Raw genomic sequence first — 18,465 nt, forward strand, 5'->3', positions numbered from 1 at the left:
GGCGCCGACTCCCCTTCTCATGATTGTGCGGCATCCTCATCCGCTCGCGTCACCCGCTCGTCGAGCTGGTCGAGGAGCGACGCCGACCGGAGGCGATCGACCTTCCGCACGAAGTACGCCCCCGAGCCGACGATCCTCTCCCGATCGTCCGAGGACAGCACCTTCGGATGGCCGAACCCCTCGCTGTCGAAGTCGATGTAGCGCGCGTTGTCGTTGACGAAGTCGAACTCGTCCGCGCTCATCAGGATGCTCTGGAAGAACACCTCGTCGACGGCGAGGCTCGTGCGGGCCCAGTGCACGATGTCGGGGCGTGAGTCGACGGTCGCGAGCACGTGCCGCACCGCCCGCCGAGAGATCGTGAACCACGCGGATCCGCCGTGGACGGTGAGCCCGTCGGGCAGCTTCCGGCGGCGCAGGGCGATGCGGAAGGTGCCGTACGCGATGTTCACCCGGAGCAGCGGCTGCACGAAGTTCAGCCCGTGCAGCCAGTGCCACCGACGCCGCGACCCGGCGTCGAGCGGCCACAGGATCCACCACCGGTAGCGGTAGCGCTGTCGCGCCTCGTGCATGGACCAGTCGCTGCCCGCAGGATCGAGGGCCGGGAAGTTGTGGAGGAAGCCGTCGCCGCTCGACGGCAGCACGGCGAGGAACTCGGAGAGGGGGCGGGCCGGGTAGTCCATGCCCGACAGCACCGTCACGTGGTCGGCGCCGCCGTCCCGCTCCACGAGCCGGAACAGCGAGACGATGCGCTCGATCTGCGTGAAGTCGCCGCGGCCGCCGGTCTCCCGGATCACGGTGCAGCGGGGGCCCTCGAGCGATTCGACGCCGGGCTCCCCCGCGATGTCGTGGCTGATGTAGACCCGCACGTCCGGGGCGCCCTCGAGCAGCCGGTCGACCAGGCGGCGGAGCTGCGGGATGTCGGCGTGGCTCGTGATGACGAAGGCCGCGCGTGTCGTCGTCTCAGCCACGTCGTCCCCCCAGCGAGCCGCCTCGTCGCCTCAGCATATAGAGGAGTACCGAGCCATAGGCGGCGAGCACCGCCGCCAACCCCACGAGCCGCCAGAACGACGACGCGTCCACGAGGGCGTAGCTGACCACCAGCGCCCCGCCGAGCACGACGACGACAGGGAGCGAGGCGGCGAGCAGGACCTCCTTCACGCCCGCGCGGAAGCCCAGCGACCGGTAGACGCCGACGCCCGCGAGGACGGTGTCGACGATCACTCCGATCGCGTACGCGGCGGCGGCTCCGCTGATCCCCCAGACCGGGACCAGGACGAGGGTCATGACGATCAGCACGACCAGCTGGACCGCCTTGTTCCTCAGCTGGCTCGTGCTGTGCCCGGCCATGAGCAGCACGGTCTGCAGCGCGCCGCCGGTGTTCCGCAGCCCCATGGCGACGGCGAGGATGACGAGCGCCGTCGACCCGCTGCGGAACTGCTCGCCGAACAGCCCGAGCAGGTCGCCGGCGAAGACCGCGATCGCGATGTAGAACGGCCACGATGCCACGATGAGCAGGCTCGTGACCCGCCGGAACAGCGACTGCGCCTCCTCGTGCTTCCCCTGCGCGACCGCGGCGCTCAGGCGCGGCCCGAGCACGATCCTCATCGCGGACTCGAGCATCGAACCCGCCAGCACGATCCGCGTCACGACGCCGTAGACACCGCCGGCCGCCGGTCCGAGGAGGGCGATCACGAGAAGCACGTCCGCCCAGTCGAGGGCCCGCTCCAGCACGACGGCGCCTCCGCGCGGGAGCGAGAAGGCCCAGAACGCCCGTCGCTGCTCGCCGGCCTCGGCACGATCCACGGTCTGCCGCGCGGGGTCCGCGGCCGCCACCTGGCGCATGAGGGCCACCGCGGCGAGCGCCGCGGCGATGATCAGCGGCAGCACCCACGCCCAGACCGCCGCCCACGCGGAGCCGATCCAGAGCACGACGGCGGCCACCGTCGCGAGGCGCGCGATCGGGATGAACAGGTTCTGGATCACCGTGTAGGTGGCGATGCGGCCCAGCCCGCGCGAGCCGCCCAGCAGCACACCCACCAGGGAGCCGGGCACGAGGGCGAGCGCCAGGATGCGGAGCGTGTCGACGCCGGCGTCGTCGAGCCCCCACCACGCCCCCAGCGCCGGGGCCGCGATGAGCAGCGCGAGGGAGACGACCGCTCCGACGCCGACCACCGGCAGCAGTGCGGCGCGGAGCGTGGGTCGCAGATGACGCTCGTCGCCGAGGGCGCGCTGCCGCGAGAGCGAGCGCACCAGGCCCGTGTCCGCCCCGAGCCCCACCACGCTCGTCGCGATCATGAACCAGGAGGTGAGCTGGAAGAACTCCCCGGTCGCCGACGCGCCGAGTCCTCGGCCGATCATCCAGGTGACGACGAAGGCGAGGCCCGCGTTCACCACGATGCCGGAGAAGGTGAGGAACGACTCGCGTCCCAGGCGCATGCCGCTAGACACGGGGGAACACCTTTTCGCCGTCCGCGCTGGCACGGCTGAGGATCGCCGCGGCCAGCAGGAGGATGAGGCACTGGGTGACCGCGAGACCGTAGAACCAGATCGTGACCCCGACGGTCACGATGAGGCCCTGCATGACGTAGGCGGCGCCGCTGCGGACCTTCCAGCTGACGGTGATGATGCGGATCAGGAACACCAGGAACAGGAGGAGGCCCACGAATCCGTAACAGAACATGAGCGTCCACGCGTAGCCCTGGGTGCCCAGCGATATGCCGATGGACGCGTCCATCGCGGGTGTGGCCCAGCCCACCAGGGGCGACTCGAGCACCCGCTCGATCGTGGCCTGGTAGATGGTGCTGCGACCCGTCGTGGTGTCGCTGTACTCCTGGCGACCGGCGATCGCCGCGAAGACGCCGAAGCCCGCCAGGATCGCGATCCCCGCCGCGAGCGAGCCGAGCATCGCGAACCCGGCACGCGCCATCCCTCCGGCGAAGAAGCGGAAGCACATGAAGACGAGGAACACGCCGAGGGCGATGAACATCCCGCGGTTGCTGGTCTGCGCGGCCGGGTAGAGCGAGCCGAGGAGAGCCGCGGCGAGGAGCACGCGGAGTCCCCGCCGACGCAGACGCGTCCAGATGAGCGCCATCACCGGGGTCAGCAGGGCGTATGCCATACCCCACGAGTTGGTGTACGGGAACGGCGCGGCGGGACGTACGAACGGCTCCTCCGCACCCCAGGGCTGCTGCACCTCGGCGAGACGGGGGTACACGAGCTCTCGGACGAGTTCGTTCCCCATGAGCGAGCCCGGCAGCACCTGCGCGAGCGGCGTCGCGATGCGGACGTCGGGGAAGAACACGGCGAGCGTGCCGAGCACCACCACGGTCAACCAGATCACCGCCAGCCCGCCGAAGACCCGACCCGGTGTGATCCGCTCGCGGGCGTTGACGTAGTAGAGGAAGGCTATCCCGACCGCGAAGAGATCGATCGTGCGCTGGAAGAAGCCGATCGCCTGCATGACGCCCGTCAGCGAGACCGCGCAGACGACCACCCAGGCGAGGAACGCCCCCCACACGAGCACGCCCGGGGTCGCCCGGAGCCGCCCGCGCAGCAGGAGGAAGGCCGCCATCAGCGAGCCGAAGACGATCGGGACGAAGAGGCTGAGTCCCGTCGCCCAGTACACCGGGAAGCCGTACAGCCAGGCGAGCAAGGGCCAGGCGGGCAGCACCTGTGCCCCCGGCGCGGCGGCCGAGGGCACAGATGAGACCTGCGTACGGACGGTGGCGGCGGTGCTCACGTCCCCGGGGCGGACACGAGGACGCCGCCGAGCTCGAGGCTGATCCGCGGCTGCGCGACGTCGATCGCGTGCACCTCCACGGCGATCACGTTGACACCGGCGCCGAACGCCGAGATCGGGATGTCGAGCGTCACCGGCTCCTTCGAGTCGGGCGCCGGCAATGCCGGCGTGTCGCTCGCCACAGGACCGTCGGGCATGTTCACCCGTCCGACCTCCACCCCGTTCACGTAGACCACCATGCCACCGAGCAGATGGGGGGTCAACGACACGGAGGTCCCCCGTGCCAGCGCCTTCCCATCGACATCGGTCCGCAGGTACGTGGTCGCGGTCGGTTCCCCGCCGGCGCCCACATCGGTCCCGTCCGTCCCGGCCGGGACCTCTCCTCCGAGGAAGAAGGGCCCGGTTCCGGTCAGCCAGCGCGAGTCGTCGAACGCGGCCTGCGTCCACTCCTGCGCCGGCGTCTCGACCCGGCCGGAGTACGACCAGGTCGTCTCCGTCGTCAGGAGCGGCGTCGGAGCGGGAGTCGGCGCCTTCTCCTGCGGCGCGGAGGCGGGAGGCTCCGGCGTCGTCGGCGGGGCGGCCTCCGGAGCGACCGGCTCCGTGGACTCGGCGACGAGTCGCTGCTTCGCCCCGCTGCCGATCGGCGTCGCGGTCGCCACGAGCTCGAAGCTGTGGCTCGGCGTCGATCGGTAGTTGGAGTGCACCTCGACGCTCACCGTGTTCTGCCCGTTCCGCAGTAGCGAGAGCGGCACCTGGTACACCACCGGGTTGGCGAGCGCGTTCGCCGCACTCGGCGCCGCCGTGGCGTAGGTGCTGTGTCCGACCGCTCCGGCCGGGAGATTCGTGCGCCCGACCTCCGTCCCGTTCACCAGGACGCGGATGCCGTCATCGGCGCGTGTCGTGATGACGAGCGATTCCAGCGCCGCCACGTCGTCGATCGCGAACCCCTTGCGGAAGTACGAGGTGATCGGCTTCGTGCCGGTGGCGGTCAGCGTGGTGCCGAGGTTCGACTGCCCCCAGCCCAGGGGCGCCGCACCGGTGGTCCACCCCGACGCGTCGAAGGCGTCGGCGGACCAGTCGGCCGCCGGAGCATCCGTGCCGAAGTAGTACGACCACGGCGACCCGGCCGCGACCACGTCCTCCGGGACGGGCTCCGGCTCGGGCTGCGTGCCCAGGGTGAGCACTCCCGAGAGCTCGAAGCTGTGACTCGGAGTCGAGCGGTAGTTGGAGTGCACCTCGGCCGTGATCGTGTTCGTTCCCGTCTGCAGGAGCGACCCCGGCACCGTGAAGGTGACGACGTTCGACACCGCGTTGGCCGCGCTCACCGCGGTCGTCGCATAGGTGGTGAACCCGATCGGGCCCGACGGCATGTTCGACCGTCCGACCTCGGTCCCGTTGACGGAGACGACGATGCCGTCATCCGCACGGGTCGAGAGCGTCAGCGACTGCACGCCCGCGGCATCCTGCACCGAGAACGTCCGCTGGTAGTACGACGTCACCGGCCTCGTGCCGTCGAAGGTCAGCGTCGTGCCGAGATTCGACTGGCCCCAGCCGATCGGCGCCCGGCCGCTCTGCCACGAGGAGAGGTCGGCCCCCGGCTGCTGCCAGCCGTCCGCGGGCGCCGTCGACGCGAACCGGTACGACCATTCCGATCCGGCGGGCAGGACGTTGAGGGGCTGGGCGATCTCCGTCGGCGTCACCACACCCGTCGTCGCGGAGCGGTTACCGGTCGGGTCGATCGCGCGGACGAAGTACCGCGTGCCCGGTCCGGCTGCGGGCACCGAGTACGACGTCTGCTGGGTCGTGGCGATCGTCCGATCGTTCCGGAGGATCTCGTAGCCGGCGCCGTCGACTGCGTTCCAGGTCAGCGTGTCCGTGCCCGCGGCGCGAGCGGCGCTGAGCCCGGTGGGCGTGGCGGGCGGGGCCGAGTCCCGAGGCGCGAACCGGGCGAAGGCACCCGTCCACCGGTTGGTCGCGTCGGCCTGCCGCACGTGGGTGATGTCGCCGCCGAGCCAGAGCGTTCCATCGCTGCCCTGCTCGATCGCCCACACGCCGTAGCCCATGCGCATCGTGATCTGCGGGTTGAAGTCGGCGGAGAACTCGCCGTCGGCGGCGTTCCAGAACCCGGCCTGGTCGATGTGCTCGACCCGGTAGAAGTTCGTCGGCGTGGGCCACGTCACGGCGCCCTGGTAGACGTTCTCCGAGCAGTGGCACCCGGCGACCAGGTAGCCGTTCCACGTGTTGATCGCCTGGAAGTCGCCACCGCTCTGCGTGATGTTGGTGGTGTCGAGGGCCATCGAGTCGCGGGTGTAGCTGAAGAGCGAGTGCTCCGAGCCTCCCAGCCACACCCGGTCGCCGATCTCCTTGACCGCCTGCTGGTAGCCGGTCCGGCCGTTGGTGCGGTTGGAGAACAGGGGCGTCCACGGGATCACCGATCCGTCGGCCACCAGGTAGGCTCCGCCTCGCTCGGTGACGGTCTCCCAGTTGCTGAGGCCGAAGTAGCCGGCGGCGTACACCCGGTCCCCGCGGGCGGACGCGTCCACCGAGACGACGGTGCCGTCGAGCAGCGGGTTCCAGGAGTCCGGCGCCAGCGTCGAGACGTTCAGACGGCCGAGGTTGCGCATGTAGACCTCGCGGTTCACGCCGCTCCCGGTGGCGTGCGTGAAGCGGCCTCCGAGATAGAGGTAGCCGTCCTGCACGTCCATGGTGCGGATGAGGGGCGCTGTGCCGCCGGTGTAGTTGATCATCTTGGTCGTGACGGCCGGGTCGACGGCGCCCGTCGCGGGGTTGACGACCGCGAAGGCGGGTGCGTCGACGCCGTTCACGGAGGTGAAGGCCCCGCCGATCGCCAGGCGGCCGTCGGGCAGCGCCGCGAGCGACTTGACCTGGTTGTTCAGGACCGGGCGGAACGTGGAGATCCACTCCCCCGTCGAGGCGTTGAACGCCGCGAGGTAGCTCTGCTCCACCTGTCCGCTGCCGGAGGCGGTGCGCTGCACGTACCGGAAGTTGCCGCCCACGTACATGACGCCGTTGATCTCGACGAAGTCCGACACCTCGGTGTTGAGTTCGCCCGACCCGCTCGCGCCCACACCGGAGACGCCCCACGGGCTCGCCTGCGGGTAGCTGGATGCCGTGTCCACGAGAGTGCTCTGCGGCAGACCCGCGTCGGGGATCGGCGTCGCGAACACGTCGGCGCTCAGCAGACGGGGACGCAGATACACCTGGGTGAAGGCCCGCGGGTACGGGTTGGTGGTGTTCGCCTGCCACAGGTACGAGTCGGCGGCGGGGTTGCCGCGCGCGCTCGACCCGTACATGAAGCCCCGCTCCCAGCCGCGTGTGCCGCTGCCGACGTTGGTCTCCACGCGGCGGAAGGTATTGTCGCGTCCGAAGCTGCCCGTCGTGCCGCCGGTGCCGTTCTCGCCGTTGAAGGAGTACGAGGCGACGCCCTGCAGCCCGGAGAACTGCCACGACCACTCGTCGCGCGCGGTGCGGTACTTGAAACGCACCTCCTGCCACGTCGTGCCGGCGACGTTCTGCGCCCGACGCAGCCGTACGCCCTCCTGCAGCGCGTCGACCCGGCCGCCGTTGAGCAGCCCGGTCACCACGTCGGTGGAGAGCTGGGCGGGAGAGAACGCCGCGGGCCCGGTCGGGTTCTGCCAGACGTCACGCGGCGTGAGCCGGCCGACGTTCCCCTGCAGCCAGTTCTCACGGCCACGGCCGATGAGCACCCAGCCGCCGCCGTCGGTCTGCTGGTCGCAGTAGAACTGCTGCGGCGCGCCGAGCGCCGGCGTGTTCAGCCAGTACACGCCCGAGGTCGAGCTCGGGTCGGTCTCCTTGATCTCCCAGCAGGAGGCGGCTGCCGTCTCCTGCGTCTGACCGAGCGACGTCACGGCCAACGGCGTGACCGCGGCGGCTTCCGGCGCTGCGGCCGACGCGGCCGCCGGCGTGAGCAGAGCGCCCACGACGGTCAACGCGGCGGCGGCCGCGAGTGAGACGAGTGTTCGCCTCGATTGCTTCTGCTGTGTGTTCCCCAGCGACATGATGACTCCCCAGAATCACTTGTGAAAGGTACTGCTCAAGATATGGACGGTGGTGCGAGGTCTTTCGTTCGGGTGCGGTGCGGTTGCGATGCTGTAGAAGCGTTCCGTATGGGTATGTTCGTTCGGGCAAGCGGATGAGCCGACGGCTCAGCATGCGGGATCGTCGGCGAAGGTCTGACGCATGATCATCCATGCGCCGTCGACCTGTTCGAGGACGAAGATGTTCCAGGCTCGGGGTGATCCTCCGGGAACCACATCCCCGTCGGCATTGCGGATGACCACGCCGGACGAGTCGAGGCAGGCGCGGACGGTGGCCTGCGCGGGCGTCGCGGCGGCGTCGTAGCTCACCGTCTCCACGCCGTCGATCACGACCTCCCCGGAGCGGGTCCAGCCCTGGTCCTCGAGCTCCATGCGCTCGGCCTCCACGCCGCTCAGATACGCCGGCGAGGCCACCGACTGCAGACTGCCCAGCACGGCGTCGATGTCGCCGACGTTCACCGTGTTGGTGACCGAGAGCACGCTCGAGATCAGATCCTCGGAGGCCCCCACCACGGCATCCGCCGTCGCGTCGGGCGCCGTCGTCGGCGCGACCACCGGCGGAACCGGTGCGGGCGTCTGATCGGCGGTCGGCGTCTGCGACGATCCGCCGCCGGACTGGCTCGTGGCGACGACGGCCACCGAGGCCGCGCCCGCCAGCACCAGTGCGGCCGAGGCCGCGATGATCCACTTCGCCCGTGCGTTCATATGCCCCGCCCCCGTCGATTGAGTGCCGCCACGATGCGTTCGGGCGAGACCAGCCCGGAGAGCGCGAGCCAGGTCAGCGCCACTCGCGGCTCGGTCGCGCGGCGCCGACGCGCTCGACGCGCCCACTGCCGGGCGGAGTCCTTCGCGCCCGCGGCGGCGTAGGCGAAGGCGACCTGACCGCACATCCGCGCGGCGTTCGCGTCGTCGAGCAGGAGGTCCTGGTGCTTCTCGAGCAGGAAGCCCAGCCCGCGCGCCATCGGCTCCCACCGGCCGGCGAAGTACGAGGTGCGGTCCCAGTGGACGATCACCAGCGGACGCTCGACGCTCACGATGTGACCCTGCTCGGACAGCCGGAGGAGAAGGTCGTAATCCTCGCCGTACGAGTGCGGGATCTTCTCGTCGACGCCGCTCGGCAGCTCGAGGAGATCGGCCCGGCGGAAGAGGAAGGACGACGGATGGATCTCGCCGACCCGCGAGGCGAGGAAGTCGCTCCTGGTCGTCACCTCGGGCGGGATGCGGACGATGCTCTCACTCGGAGTCACGATCTCGATGCCGGCCGAGACGCCGACCGCTCCCGGAAATCGGGCCCACAGGGCCACCTGCTCGCGCAGCTTCGTCGGCGTCCATTCGTCGTCGTCGTCGCAGAACGCGAGGAGCTCGCCCGCCGCCGCCCCGATGCCGGTGTTCCGCCCGCCGGCCAGGCCCGGTGTGCGGGTGTTGGCCATCGTGCGCAGCACGACGTCGCCCGGCAGGGGGAGGAGGTCCTCGAGCAGATCGATGTCGCACTGGTCGTAGACGATCACGATCTCGATCGGACCCGAATACTCCTGCGCGGCGATGGAGCGCACCGCGCGCCGGAGCAGCTCTCCGCGCCCGCGCGTGGCGATGACCGCGGTCACGGACGGCTCGACGGCGCTCATCGCGCACTGCCTTCCGCGAGCTCACGCCACCGACGTCGGGAGGAGAGGATCAAGTGCCCGACGTTCGCGAGCATGAGCAGCAGGTACGCCACGACGAACGCGGGGAGGATGCCCCACAGCGCGAAGACCCAGCACAGCACGCCCGGGTCGGTGGGCAGCAGGATCCACGACTGCATCCGTCGGACCTGCGTGCGCTCCACCCGGGCGTTGTCGCGCAGCAGCCCGCCGACGTTCTGGCTCAGGAAGCCGGCGGAGGAGAGCACCGAGAAGGCGGCCGCTGCGGCCGCGAGGAGCGGGGCGTCCGCCATCAGGAACCCGACGGCGACGGTGAGATGCACGGCGGGGAGGCGGATGGCGTCGAGCGTGTGGTCGAGCCACTCGCCCTGAAGGCTCGACGTGCCCTGCAGGCGCGCGAGCTGCCCGTCGGCGGAGTCCAGCGCGTAGCCGACGGCCAGCAGGACGGCGGCCGAGATGCCGGCGAGCGCGGCCGAGACCGGCTGCAGCAGCAGGAACGCGGCGAGCCCGGCCATCGTCACCAGGATGCTGATGACCGACACCACGGACGGCGTGGCCCGCACGCGACCGAAGAAGGCGGCGAACACCCGCGCGGCGCGGCGGTTCACCCAGCGTGTGTACGCCGGTACGCCCGCCCCCGGCTTCTGTGCCGTGTCGAGGCGCTTGAGCGCCGTGCGAAAAGAAAGCGGCGAATCAACGCCAAGTCCAACCCCAGTCATAAGACCGCGTCTCCCCAGATCCCCAGTCGACGGAAGTCCCAACCTTCCGTCTGCCGCCTCCCTCAAGGCGACCTCCTCGCACCCTACCAGAACTTCGAGCGGATGCACCGAGGAGTTTTCCGCCGCCCGTCCGCCCCCGCGGAGACGGCCGCACGGCATACTGTGTCTCATCATGGCTAACGATCCCGCCGAGTCCGCGCACTCGAAGATCCTGTTCGTGGCCTCCACCGGCGGACATCTCACGCAGCTGCTCGCCCTGCGCGACTGGTGGAGCACGCAGGAGCGCGCCTGGGTGAGTTTCGACCATCCACACGCCCATGCCGCGCTCGCCAACGAGCAGGTGACCTGGGCGTACTCGCCGACCACGAGGAACATCCCCAACGCGGTCCGCAACGCCTTCCTGGCCCGGCGGGTGCTGCGCGAGCAGCGCCCGGACATCGTCGTCTCGACGGGCGCCGGCGTCGCCGTGCCGTTTTTCTGGACGGCCCGGGCGATGGGCATCCGAACGCTCTACATCGAGGTCATCGACCGCATCTCGACCCGGACGATGACCGGTCGCCTGGTGTACCCGACCGTCGACGCCTTCGCGGTGCAGTGGCCCGAGCAGCAGGCGCTGTACCCCGACTCCCGCGTGATCGGGGCGACGCTGTGACCCTCCGCGTGTTCGTCTCGGTGGGCACCGACCACCACCCGTTCGGGCGCCTGATCGACTGGATCGACCTGTGGGTCGCGGAGCAGCCGGACGTCGAGCTCGTGGTGCAGCACGGGTTCTCCCCCGCCTCCGCGACGGGCGAGAACCACGCCATGATGACGGGCGAGCAGCTGCAGGCCCACTACGCCCGGGCCGACGTCGTGGTCGCGCAGGTGGGACCCGGCACGATCTCCGACGCGAACCGCGCCGGCATCCTCCCGATCGTGGTGCCGCGCGATCCCTCCCTGGGCGAGGTCGTCGACGCCCATCAGTTCGCGTTCGGCGACTTCATGGCCGCCCGCGGCCGGTGCACGATCGTCACGACCGAGGCCGATCTGCGTGCGGCACTCGACCGCGCTGCGTCCGACGCGGGCGCGAACCGCTTCGCGGGGGATCCCAGCGGATCGGATGCCGCGTCCGCCGTGGCAGCGCTCGTCGCCGAGATCGTGTCGGCGCCGCGGCGGCGTCTCGCCTGGCGCCGCGTCTCCGACATGATCCGCCGCCCGGCGCCGGGCAGCGGGCACGGCTCCGCGAGCTGAGGAGAGGCCCCGGGGCGGACACCGCCTCGACGGCGCCTAGAGCTCCCCGGGCCGCATGGCCTCTTCGTCGATCGCCCGGATGATGCGCTGCGCCGCGGTGTCGGTCGGCAGCTCCGTCCGGGGACCCGCTCCCCGTCGACGGGGGGCGTACACGACGAGCGAGTGGAACAGGAAGCGGGCGAAGAACGCGACCACGAGCGAGAGCCCGGTCGCGAGCACGCTGGAGATGTGCCAGGTCTCGACCATCAGGGCCATGACGGGGATCCGCAGCGCCGCCTCGACGTTGTTGAACGCGAAGGAGGCGGCGAAGCGCACCGCCGGTCCGCGCGCGTCGGTGCGCATGTCGGCGAATACGAACCGCTCCTGCAGCAGGAAGTTCCCGACGATCGTCACCTCGGCGCCGATGATCGCGGCCCAGACATAGGGCACGCCCGCCGCGGTGAGCACCCACATGATCGCCAGGTTCGCCACCGCTCCGAGCAGGCCGATCATCGCGAACAGCGACATCTTGCCGAAGCGCAGGCGGGCGAGGTGCGCGAGGAAGGTCCAGCCCTGGCGCAGGCTCGCCTTCGAGGTGCCGTGCCGGCGCTCGCCGAACTCCATCGGCACCTCGGCCGCGCGCAGATCGGTGCGGGCGAGGATCTCCAGGAGGATCTTGAACCCCTGCGGCCGGAGCGCCTCGAGGTCGAGCCGGCGTCGGTCGACGAGGAAGAACCCCGTCATCGGGTCGGTGCTGCGAGCCAGGCGCAGCGGGAACATGGCCCGCGTCAGCCAGGTGGCCGCACGCGAGACGCCGAAGCGCAGAGCGGTGCCGAGGCCGCTGCGGTTGCCGCCGCCGATGTACCGGGAGGCCGCCACCACGTCCGCATCGCCCTGCTCGTAGCGCGCCAGCAGAGCGGGAAGCAGCTCGGGCGGATGCTGCAGGTCGCCGTCCATGACGATGCAGACGTCGTTCGCGGCCGCGGCCAGGCCGAGCACCACGGCTCCGCCCAGTCCGCCTGCGTTCTCGGCACGGTGCAGCACGCGGACGGGCAACGGGGCGTCGGCCGCGATGCGGGCGATCTCCTCCGCGGTGTCGTCGGTGCTGTCGTCGATGAACAGGATCTCGACGTCGTGGCCCCGGAGCGCGGCGGAGGTCCGGGCGACGAGCTCGGCGACGTTGTCGCGCTCGTTGAAGGTCGGCACGATGATCGTGGCCGTCGTCCCCATGTCGTCCTCTCCGCCCGCGTCGCGGCATCCATCGTGTCATGCGTTGCTGTGGGGTGGGAAAACGGAGAGCGGATGCCGTCGCCACGGCGTGTCCCGGTGCGACGCGCCGTGCGCGGCACGGCTCGTCTGCGTTCTGCGACGGACCACCGTCGCGGGCGGCCCGGAACGGGAGGGGTCGCGCCGGGCGTGTCGCGCGGCTAGACTGACCGGCGCGGCTGTGGGAGTCGCAGGCGGATGGGGATCCGCCTCTGGGGAACGACGGATCTGGGGAGATCATGGGGACGCGTATCGGCTACGCCGCGGGAGCATTCGACCTGTTCCACGTCGGGCATCTGAACCTTCTCCGCCACGCCAAGCAGCAGTGCGACATCCTGGTCGCCGGCGTCGTCAGCGACGAGATGCTGCGTGAGGTGAAGGGCATCGAGCCCGTCATCCCGACGGCCGAGCGGGCGGAGATCGTGCGGCACATCTCGTTCGTCGACGACGTCCACGTCGAGACGACGCCCGCGAAGATGGACGCCTGGCGCGAGGTGGGGTTCACCCACTTCTTCAAGGGCGACGACTGGCGGGGCACCGAGAAGGGCCTGCGGCTGGAACGCGAGTTCGCCGAGGTCGGGGTCGAGGTGGTCTACTTCCCCTACACGGCGCACACGTCGAGCTCGACACTGCGGCGAGCGCTCGACGCGATCACGGCGAACGCCGGGACGGCGCTCGTCACCTCGCGGTGATCCGCAGGTTGTCGCCGCGTCAGCCCGAGACGCCGAGCAGGCTGCGCGCCATGCGCGCGACGTGCGGCGGGGTGTGGGGTCCGAGCCACACCGTCCACTGCTCGGGCGGCTGGGAGCACGTCCACTCGACGCACCAGGAATAGACCGCGGCCGCGAGGCGCTCGCCCTTCGCATGCGCGCGGATGCCGTCGCCGCGCACGAGCCAGCGCACGGAGACGCCTTCGGGGACGTCGATGTGCCGCAGCTGGATGCGGGCGGCCGCCTCGAGCAGGATCACACCCTGCGCGTCCCACGGGAGCCGTGCGGCGATCTCCGCGATGATCCGGGCGTCGGCCGCGTCTCCGGCGATGAGCAGAGCACCGTCGATGGTCTCCCAGTCGGGATCGTCCAGGTGCTCGCTCGCGGTCGTCATGGCTTCCACTATAGGTAAGGCTACCCTTAGCGACAAGCCTTTCGGCCTTCGCCCATCCGCGCCCGATTACGCTGGATGCATGACTTCCACCTCTGATTCGACCATCACGATGTTCGGCGCCGACTGGTGCCGCGACTGCATCCGCACCAAGAAGCAGCTCGATGCTCTGGGCGTCGAGTACACCTACGTGGACCTCGTGGCGGACCCGGCTGCGGTGGACGTCGCGAAGGAGATCTCGGGCCGCACGAACATCCCCGTCGTCCTCTACCCCGACGCCTCGCACCACGTCGAGCCGTCCAACGCGGACGTCGAGGAGAAGCTCCGCGAGCTCTCCCTCATCTGAGTCCCCCGAGACGCCCTTCGTCTCGCTCCGCTCGCTCAGGGACCGGGGCACGGCTCCGCTCGCTCAGGGACCGGGACACGCGTCGCGGGAAGCCCGCCGCTACACTGGCGCGATGAGCACCGAGGCTCGACCCGAACGAGCATCCGTCCGTCTGTCGGCGCGCATCCTCTGGCTGTACGCGCTCGGCTCCCTGGGCACGGGCGGCTACGCGACGCTGCCGGGGCTGGTGCTGACCTACTTCCTCACCGACAACCTCGGGGTGGCCGCGCTCGCCGCCGGCGCCATCGTCACGGCGGCGAAGATCTGGGACGTGGTGATCGATCCGCTCATCGGGGCGGCGTCCGACCGTCAGCTGGCGCGCACCGGCTCGCGGCGCGGCTTCATGGTGACCGGCGCGCTGACCCTGCCGGTGTTCTTCGCGCTCACCTTCGCCGTGCCGCCGTCGTGGGGCCCGGTCGCCGGAGCCGTCTGCGTGATGCTGGCCTTCCTCGCGACGGCCACCGCGTTCAGTCTGTTCCAGGTGCCGTACGTGGCACTCCCGGCCGAGCTGACCGACGGCTACGACGAGCGCACGCGGCTGCTCGGATGGCGGGTGGTGGTGCTGACGGCATCCATCCTGCTGTTCGGCGCGGGCGGCCCCGCCCTGCGCAACGCCGGTGACGACCCGGTTCTCGGGTACCTGATCATGGGCATCGCGGCCGGTGTCGCGATCGGCGTCGGCATGCTCATCGCATCTCGGACGGCGGATGCCGCGGCCGCCCGTCGCGCCGCCGAGCCGGCTCCCGCCGCGCCTGCGCCCGGGATCGCGGAGCAGTACGCGGCCGGGTTCCGTGCGCTGCGGCGCAGCCAGCCCTTCCGTGCCCTGCTCGGGACGTTCGTGCTGCAGGCCCTCGCCACCGGGACGATGCTCGCCGGAGCGCAGTACGTCGCGACCTGGGTGCTGCGCTCCGAGGACGCCGTGACATTCGTGTTCGTGGCGCTCGTCGGGCCCGCGCTGGTCGCGACGCCCGCGTGGACGGCCGTCGCGCGACGCACCGGCAAGGAGCGGGCGTTCGCGGCCGCGAGCGTGCTGTTCGCCGCCGCCGCGGCGTCGCTCACCCTGGCCGTCTGGTCACCCGGTCCGTGGATCTACGCCTCGGTGGCGGTCGCCGGCATCGCGTACGCGGGACTCCAGTCGCTGCCCATGGCGATGCTTCCCGACGTCATCTCGCACCACGAGCGCGACCACGGCGTCGGGCAGGCGGGGACGTTCACGGGCGTGTGGACGGCGGGCGAGACCGTCGGGTTCGCGCTCGGCGCCACGGCCGTCTCGCTCACCCTCGCCGCCACCGGTTACGTCTCGGCCGTCGCGGGCGAGACAGCGGTGCAGCCGGATGCCGCGATCACGGGCATCGTGCTCAGCTTCAGCATCCTCCCCGCCGCGCTCATGCTGGCGAGCCTCGTCCCGCTCGCGCGGTACCGGCTGCGCCGCCACGACATCGACGCCTGATCCCCGCACGATGCCGCCCGCGGCGCCGAGGCCGCGGCATATGCTGGGATCCCGTTCGAAGGAGACGCGATGACCTCTCTGCCCGACACCGCTGCGACGAACGCGGCCGGCCCGATCGGCTCCTCGGCTCCGGCGCTCGGAGACGACGAGCGCGAGCGCCTCGACACCGCCATCTCGGCACTGCACACCGGGGCGCAGCTCTGGACCGCGCTCACCCTGGCGCAGCGGGTCACCCTGCTTCAGCGGGTGCGGGCGAGCGTGGCGGCGACGGCCGAGGACTGGGCGAACACGGCCGCCGCGTCGAAGGGCCTGGACGCTCGGCATCCGCTCCGGGGCGAGGAATGGCTGGCCGGACCGTACAGCGTGCTCGGCGCGCTCGACGCGTACATCGCGACGCTGTCGCGCCTGGCGCGCGGCGCCAACCCGCTCGACGGAGTCACCGTGGATCGCGCCCCGGGCGGCAGGACCCGCGTGCACGCCTTCCCCCTGACCGGCATCGATCGGTTCCTGCTCGCGGGCTTCACGGGCGAGGTGTGGCTCGAGCCTGGCGTCACCCCGGGAGCCGCGCGCGCCGCGGCCGGGCTCGGACAGCGCACGCCGACCGTGTCGGGCGGGGTCGGCCTCGTGCTCGGCGCCGGGAACGTCACGTCCATCCCCGTGCTCGACGTGCTCTACGAACTCCTCGCGTCGAACCGCACGGCGCTGCTGAAGGTGAACCCGACGCAGGACCCGCTGGTGCCGATCTACAAGCGCGCGCTCGCCCCGCTCATCGAACCCGGGTTCCTCCGCGTGGTGCGCGGCGGTCCGCGGGTCGGCGCCTACCTCACCGGCCACCCGGATCTCGCGCACGTGCACATCACCGGATCGGCGGCCACCTTCGACGCGATCGTCTGGGGAGCGCCGAAGGACGCCCGGCCCGACGAGCCCGTGCTGACGACGCCCATCACCGCGGAACTCGGCGGGGTGTCGCCGATCGTCATCGTGCCCGGGCGGTGGACGGAGGCCGACATCGCCTATCAGGCCGAGCACGTGGCGACCATGCGGCTGCAGAACAGCGGGCACAACTGCATCGCGGGTCAGGTGGTGATCCTCTCCTCCGACTGGGACCAGGCCGACGCGTTCCGCGCCGCGCTCCGCCGGGCCTACGCCAAGGCTCCGGAGCGGCCCACGTGGTACCCCGGCTCGGCCGATCGCCTGCAGCGCGCCGCCGACGACTATCCCGACGCGCTCGTGCTCGGCGATCGGCTGCTCGTCGAGCACGACGGCGACGACGACCCGTCCGCCCTGCAGCGGACCGAGTACTTCGCTCCGGTCCTCGGCGTGGTGACCGTGCCCGGCACCGGTCAGGGGTTCCTCGACGCCGCGGTGGCGTATGCGAACGACCGGCTCCAGGGGACGCTCGGCGCCAACCTGCTGATCGACCCGGCCACGCAGAAGGCGCTGGGCTCGGGTTTCGACCGGGCGATCGCGGCTCTGCGGTACGGGTCGATCGCGATCAACGCCTGGACGGCGTTCGGTTTCATCACCCCGACGCTGACCTGGGGCGCGTTCCCCGGCGGCACGATCGACGACGTCGGCAGCGGCATCGGGGTCGTGCACAACGCGCTGCTCCTCGATCGGGTGGAGCGCTCGGTGGTGCGGGGGCCGTTCCGGCCGTTCCCCCGCTCCCTCCCCGGCGCGAACGGCGGCGGCCGCCTGACGATCCTCCCGACGCCGCCCTGGTTCGTGGCCGCGCGCACGGGCGCCGAGGTGTGCGAGGGACTGACGCGCTTCCGTGCCGACGGGCGCGTCGGCGGGCTCGTCAAGACCCTCCTCGCGGCGCTGCGCGCCTGAGCGTCGCCGCCCCGAGCCGGCCGCCGCGTCAGCCGGCGAAGCGGTCGGTCGCCGCGCGGAGCGCCCGCTGGATGCCGGGCTCCGCGGCCGAGTGGCCGGCGTCGTCGACCACCACGAAGTCGGCCTCGGGCCAGGCGCGGTGGAGGTCCCACGCCGTCATCATCGGCGTGCATACGTCGTGCCGCCCCTGCACGATCACCGTCGGGATGTGCCGGATCGCGTCGATCCCGGCGATCAGCTGCCCCTCGGTCCACCACCCGCCGTGCACGAAGAAGTGGTTCTCGATGCGGGCGAAGGCCGTGGCGGTGCGCGGGTCCGACATCGCCGCGATCTGCGCGGCGTCCGGACGCAGCGTCACCGTCGAGGCCTCCCAGGTCGACCAGGCGATCGCGGCGGGCTCGTGGACGGAAGGATCCGGATCGAACAGGCGGCGGTGGTACGCCTCGATCATGCGCGAACGCTCGAGCACGGGGATCGGGGCGACGAACGCCTCCCAGAGATCCGGGAACAGGGCCGCCGCTCCGCCCTCGTAGAACCACTCCAGCTCGACCCGGCGCAGGGTGAAGACGCCGCGGAGCACCAGCTCGGAGACCGAATCGGGATGCGCCTGCGCGTAAGCGAGGGCGAGGGCGCTCCCCCACGACCCGCCGAACACCTGCCAGCGCGCGATGCCGAGGTTCCTGCGCAGCAGCTCCAGGTCGGCGACGAGGTGAGCGCTGGTCACGAAGCGCAGGTCGGCGTCGGGCGCGCTCGCATGCGGCGTGCTGCGGCCGCAGCCGCGCTGGTCGAGAAGCACGATGCGGTACTTCTCCGGGTCGAAGAACCGGCGCTGCCAGGGGGAGGTGCCGCTGCCCGGTCCGCCGTGGAGGAACACCACGGGCTTGCCGTCCGGATTCCCGCTGACCTCCCAGTACACGCGGTGGCCGTCGCCCACGAGGAGCTCACCGGAGTCGTAGGGCTCGATCTCGGGATAGAGCGCATCCAGGTTCATCGCCGTCGATCCCCCTGCTCGTGGTGCGGCCGTACCCCTCCACGGTATCGGAC

The 18,465-nt window shown here is 71.3% G+C and carries 16 protein-coding genes; 6 read left to right on the forward strand and 10 right to left on the reverse strand.

The genetic code is table 11. The annotated features are described in order from the left end of the window. Positions 1–17 precede the first annotated feature (17 nt). The 7 genes from AB3M82_RS05600 to AB3M82_RS05630 form a co-directional block, all read right to left on the reverse strand. Positions 18–968, reverse strand: a complete 951-nt coding sequence (locus AB3M82_RS05600; protein ID WP_412956154.1) for a beta-1,6-N-acetylglucosaminyltransferase — start codon at positions 966–968, stop codon at positions 18–20. Beyond that, complete coding sequence (locus AB3M82_RS05605; protein ID WP_412956155.1) at positions 961–2,448, reverse strand: lipopolysaccharide biosynthesis protein; 1,488 nt, start codon at positions 2,446–2,448, stop codon at positions 961–963. Before AB3M82_RS05605 ends, AB3M82_RS05600 begins: the two co-directional genes overlap by 8 nt. Beyond that, positions 2,441–3,739 carry an O-antigen ligase domain-containing protein gene (locus tag AB3M82_RS05610; RefSeq protein ID WP_412956156.1) on the reverse strand — a complete coding sequence of 433 codons (1,299 nt, stop codon included), beginning with the start codon at positions 3,737–3,739 and terminating at the stop codon, positions 2,441–2,443. Before AB3M82_RS05610 ends, AB3M82_RS05605 begins: the two co-directional genes overlap by 8 nt. After that, the gene (locus tag AB3M82_RS05615; RefSeq protein ID WP_412956158.1) at positions 3,736–7,779 is read right to left on the reverse strand and encodes a fibrinogen-like YCDxxxxGGGW domain-containing protein; all 4,044 of its coding nucleotides are present in this window, start codon (positions 7,777–7,779) and stop codon (positions 3,736–3,738) included. Before AB3M82_RS05615 ends, AB3M82_RS05610 begins: the two co-directional genes overlap by 4 nt. 147 nt (positions 7,780–7,926) lie before the next feature. Continuing rightward, complete coding sequence (locus AB3M82_RS05620) at positions 7,927–8,523, reverse strand: hypothetical protein (RefSeq protein WP_412956160.1); 597 nt, start codon at positions 8,521–8,523, stop codon at positions 7,927–7,929. After that, positions 8,520–9,443 (reverse strand): glycosyltransferase family 2 protein, encoded by a 924-nt coding sequence (locus tag AB3M82_RS05625; RefSeq protein ID WP_412956162.1) that lies wholly within the window; start codon positions 9,441–9,443, stop codon positions 8,520–8,522. Before AB3M82_RS05625 ends, AB3M82_RS05620 begins: the two co-directional genes overlap by 4 nt. Beyond that, the gene (locus AB3M82_RS05630; RefSeq protein ID WP_412956164.1) at positions 9,440–10,066 is read right to left on the reverse strand and encodes a CDP-alcohol phosphatidyltransferase family protein; all 627 of its coding nucleotides are present in this window, start codon (positions 10,064–10,066) and stop codon (positions 9,440–9,442) included. Before AB3M82_RS05630 ends, AB3M82_RS05625 begins: the two co-directional genes overlap by 4 nt. A 283-nt stretch (positions 10,067–10,349) precedes the next feature. Between AB3M82_RS05630 and pssD the strand changes: the two genes are divergently transcribed. Together pssD and AB3M82_RS05640 are read left to right on the forward strand one after the other, a co-directional pair. Next, complete coding sequence (gene pssD / locus AB3M82_RS05635) at positions 10,350–10,829, forward strand: PssD/Cps14F family polysaccharide biosynthesis glycosyltransferase (protein WP_412956165.1); 480 nt, start codon at positions 10,350–10,352, stop codon at positions 10,827–10,829. Further along, positions 10,826–11,407, forward strand: a complete 582-nt coding sequence (locus AB3M82_RS05640) for a glycosyltransferase (RefSeq protein WP_412956166.1) — start codon at positions 10,826–10,828, stop codon at positions 11,405–11,407. The genes pssD and AB3M82_RS05640 overlap by 4 nt, the downstream gene beginning before the upstream one ends. A 36-nt stretch (positions 11,408–11,443) precedes the next feature. On the opposite strand, the gene AB3M82_RS05645 is transcribed toward AB3M82_RS05640, so the two are convergent. Then, on the reverse strand, positions 11,444–12,616 hold the full coding sequence (locus tag AB3M82_RS05645; RefSeq protein ID WP_412956168.1) for a glycosyltransferase: 1,173 nt from the start codon (positions 12,614–12,616) through the stop codon (positions 11,444–11,446). 275 nt (positions 12,617–12,891) lie between these two features. Here AB3M82_RS05645 and AB3M82_RS05650 point away from each other — a divergent pair, with 275 nt between their 5' ends. Continuing rightward, on the forward strand, positions 12,892–13,344 hold the full coding sequence (locus AB3M82_RS05650) for an FAD synthase family protein (RefSeq protein WP_412956169.1): 453 nt from the start codon (positions 12,892–12,894) through the stop codon (positions 13,342–13,344). A 19-nt stretch (positions 13,345–13,363) separates the two neighbouring features. Here the strand turns inward: AB3M82_RS05650 and AB3M82_RS05655 are convergent, their stop codons facing one another. Then, entirely contained in the window at positions 13,364–13,756 is a 393-nt protein-coding gene (locus AB3M82_RS05655; protein ID WP_412956171.1) for an SIP domain-containing protein, read from the reverse strand. 79 nt (positions 13,757–13,835) lie between these two features. Here AB3M82_RS05655 and AB3M82_RS05660 point away from each other — a divergent pair, with 79 nt between their 5' ends. From AB3M82_RS05660 to AB3M82_RS05670, 3 genes are all read left to right on the forward strand, one after another. Beyond that, complete coding sequence (locus AB3M82_RS05660) at positions 13,836–14,099, forward strand: glutaredoxin family protein (protein ID WP_412956173.1); 264 nt, start codon at positions 13,836–13,838, stop codon at positions 14,097–14,099. A gap of 112 nt (positions 14,100–14,211) precedes the next feature. After that, a complete protein-coding gene (locus AB3M82_RS05665) occupies positions 14,212–15,588 on the forward strand; it encodes an MFS transporter (protein WP_412956175.1) in 1,377 nt (458 codons plus the stop codon). Positions 15,589–15,657: 69 nt separating this feature from the next. Next, a complete protein-coding gene (locus AB3M82_RS05670) occupies positions 15,658–17,421 on the forward strand; it encodes an aldehyde dehydrogenase family protein (RefSeq protein WP_412956176.1) in 1,764 nt (587 codons plus the stop codon). 28 nt (positions 17,422–17,449) lie between these two features. On the opposite strand, the gene pip is transcribed toward AB3M82_RS05670, so the two are convergent. Continuing rightward, a complete protein-coding gene (gene pip / locus AB3M82_RS05675; RefSeq protein ID WP_412956177.1) occupies positions 17,450–18,412 on the reverse strand; it encodes a prolyl aminopeptidase in 963 nt (320 codons plus the stop codon). Positions 18,413–18,465 lie beyond the last annotated feature (53 nt).

Origin of the sequence: Microbacterium californiense (genome assembly GCF_047246625.1) — a bacterium.
GTDB lineage: Bacteria > Actinomycetota > Actinomycetes > Actinomycetales > Microbacteriaceae > Microbacterium.

What these genes read in the sequence shown, in the direction of transcription:
- AB3M82_RS05615 (WP_412956158.1), bottom strand. Translation starts at nt 7,779, where the DNA reads ATGTCGCTGGGGAACACACAGCAGAAGCAATCGAGGCGAACACTCGTC.
- AB3M82_RS05620 (WP_412956160.1), bottom strand. Translation starts at nt 8,523, where the DNA reads ATGAACGCACGGGCGAAGTGGATCATCGCGGCCTCGGCCGCACTGGTG.
- AB3M82_RS05625 (WP_412956162.1), bottom strand. Translation starts at nt 9,443, where the DNA reads ATGAGCGCCGTCGAGCCGTCCGTGACCGCGGTCATCGCCACGCGCGGG.
- pssD (WP_412956165.1), top strand. Translation starts at nt 10,350, where the DNA reads ATGGCTAACGATCCCGCCGAGTCCGCGCACTCGAAGATCCTGTTCGTG.
- AB3M82_RS05645 (WP_412956168.1), bottom strand. Translation starts at nt 12,616, where the DNA reads ATGGGGACGACGGCCACGATCATCGTGCCGACCTTCAACGAGCGCGAC.
- AB3M82_RS05650 (WP_412956169.1), top strand. Translation starts at nt 12,892, where the DNA reads ATGGGGACGCGTATCGGCTACGCCGCGGGAGCATTCGACCTGTTCCAC.
- AB3M82_RS05655 (WP_412956171.1), bottom strand. Translation starts at nt 13,756, where the DNA reads ATGACGACCGCGAGCGAGCACCTGGACGATCCCGACTGGGAGACCATC.
- AB3M82_RS05660 (WP_412956173.1), top strand. Translation starts at nt 13,836, where the DNA reads ATGACTTCCACCTCTGATTCGACCATCACGATGTTCGGCGCCGACTGG.
- AB3M82_RS05665 (WP_412956175.1), top strand. Translation starts at nt 14,212, where the DNA reads ATGAGCACCGAGGCTCGACCCGAACGAGCATCCGTCCGTCTGTCGGCG.
- AB3M82_RS05670 (WP_412956176.1), top strand. Translation starts at nt 15,658, where the DNA reads ATGACCTCTCTGCCCGACACCGCTGCGACGAACGCGGCCGGCCCGATC.
- pip (WP_412956177.1), bottom strand. Translation starts at nt 18,412, where the DNA reads ATGAACCTGGATGCGCTCTATCCCGAGATCGAGCCCTACGACTCCGGT.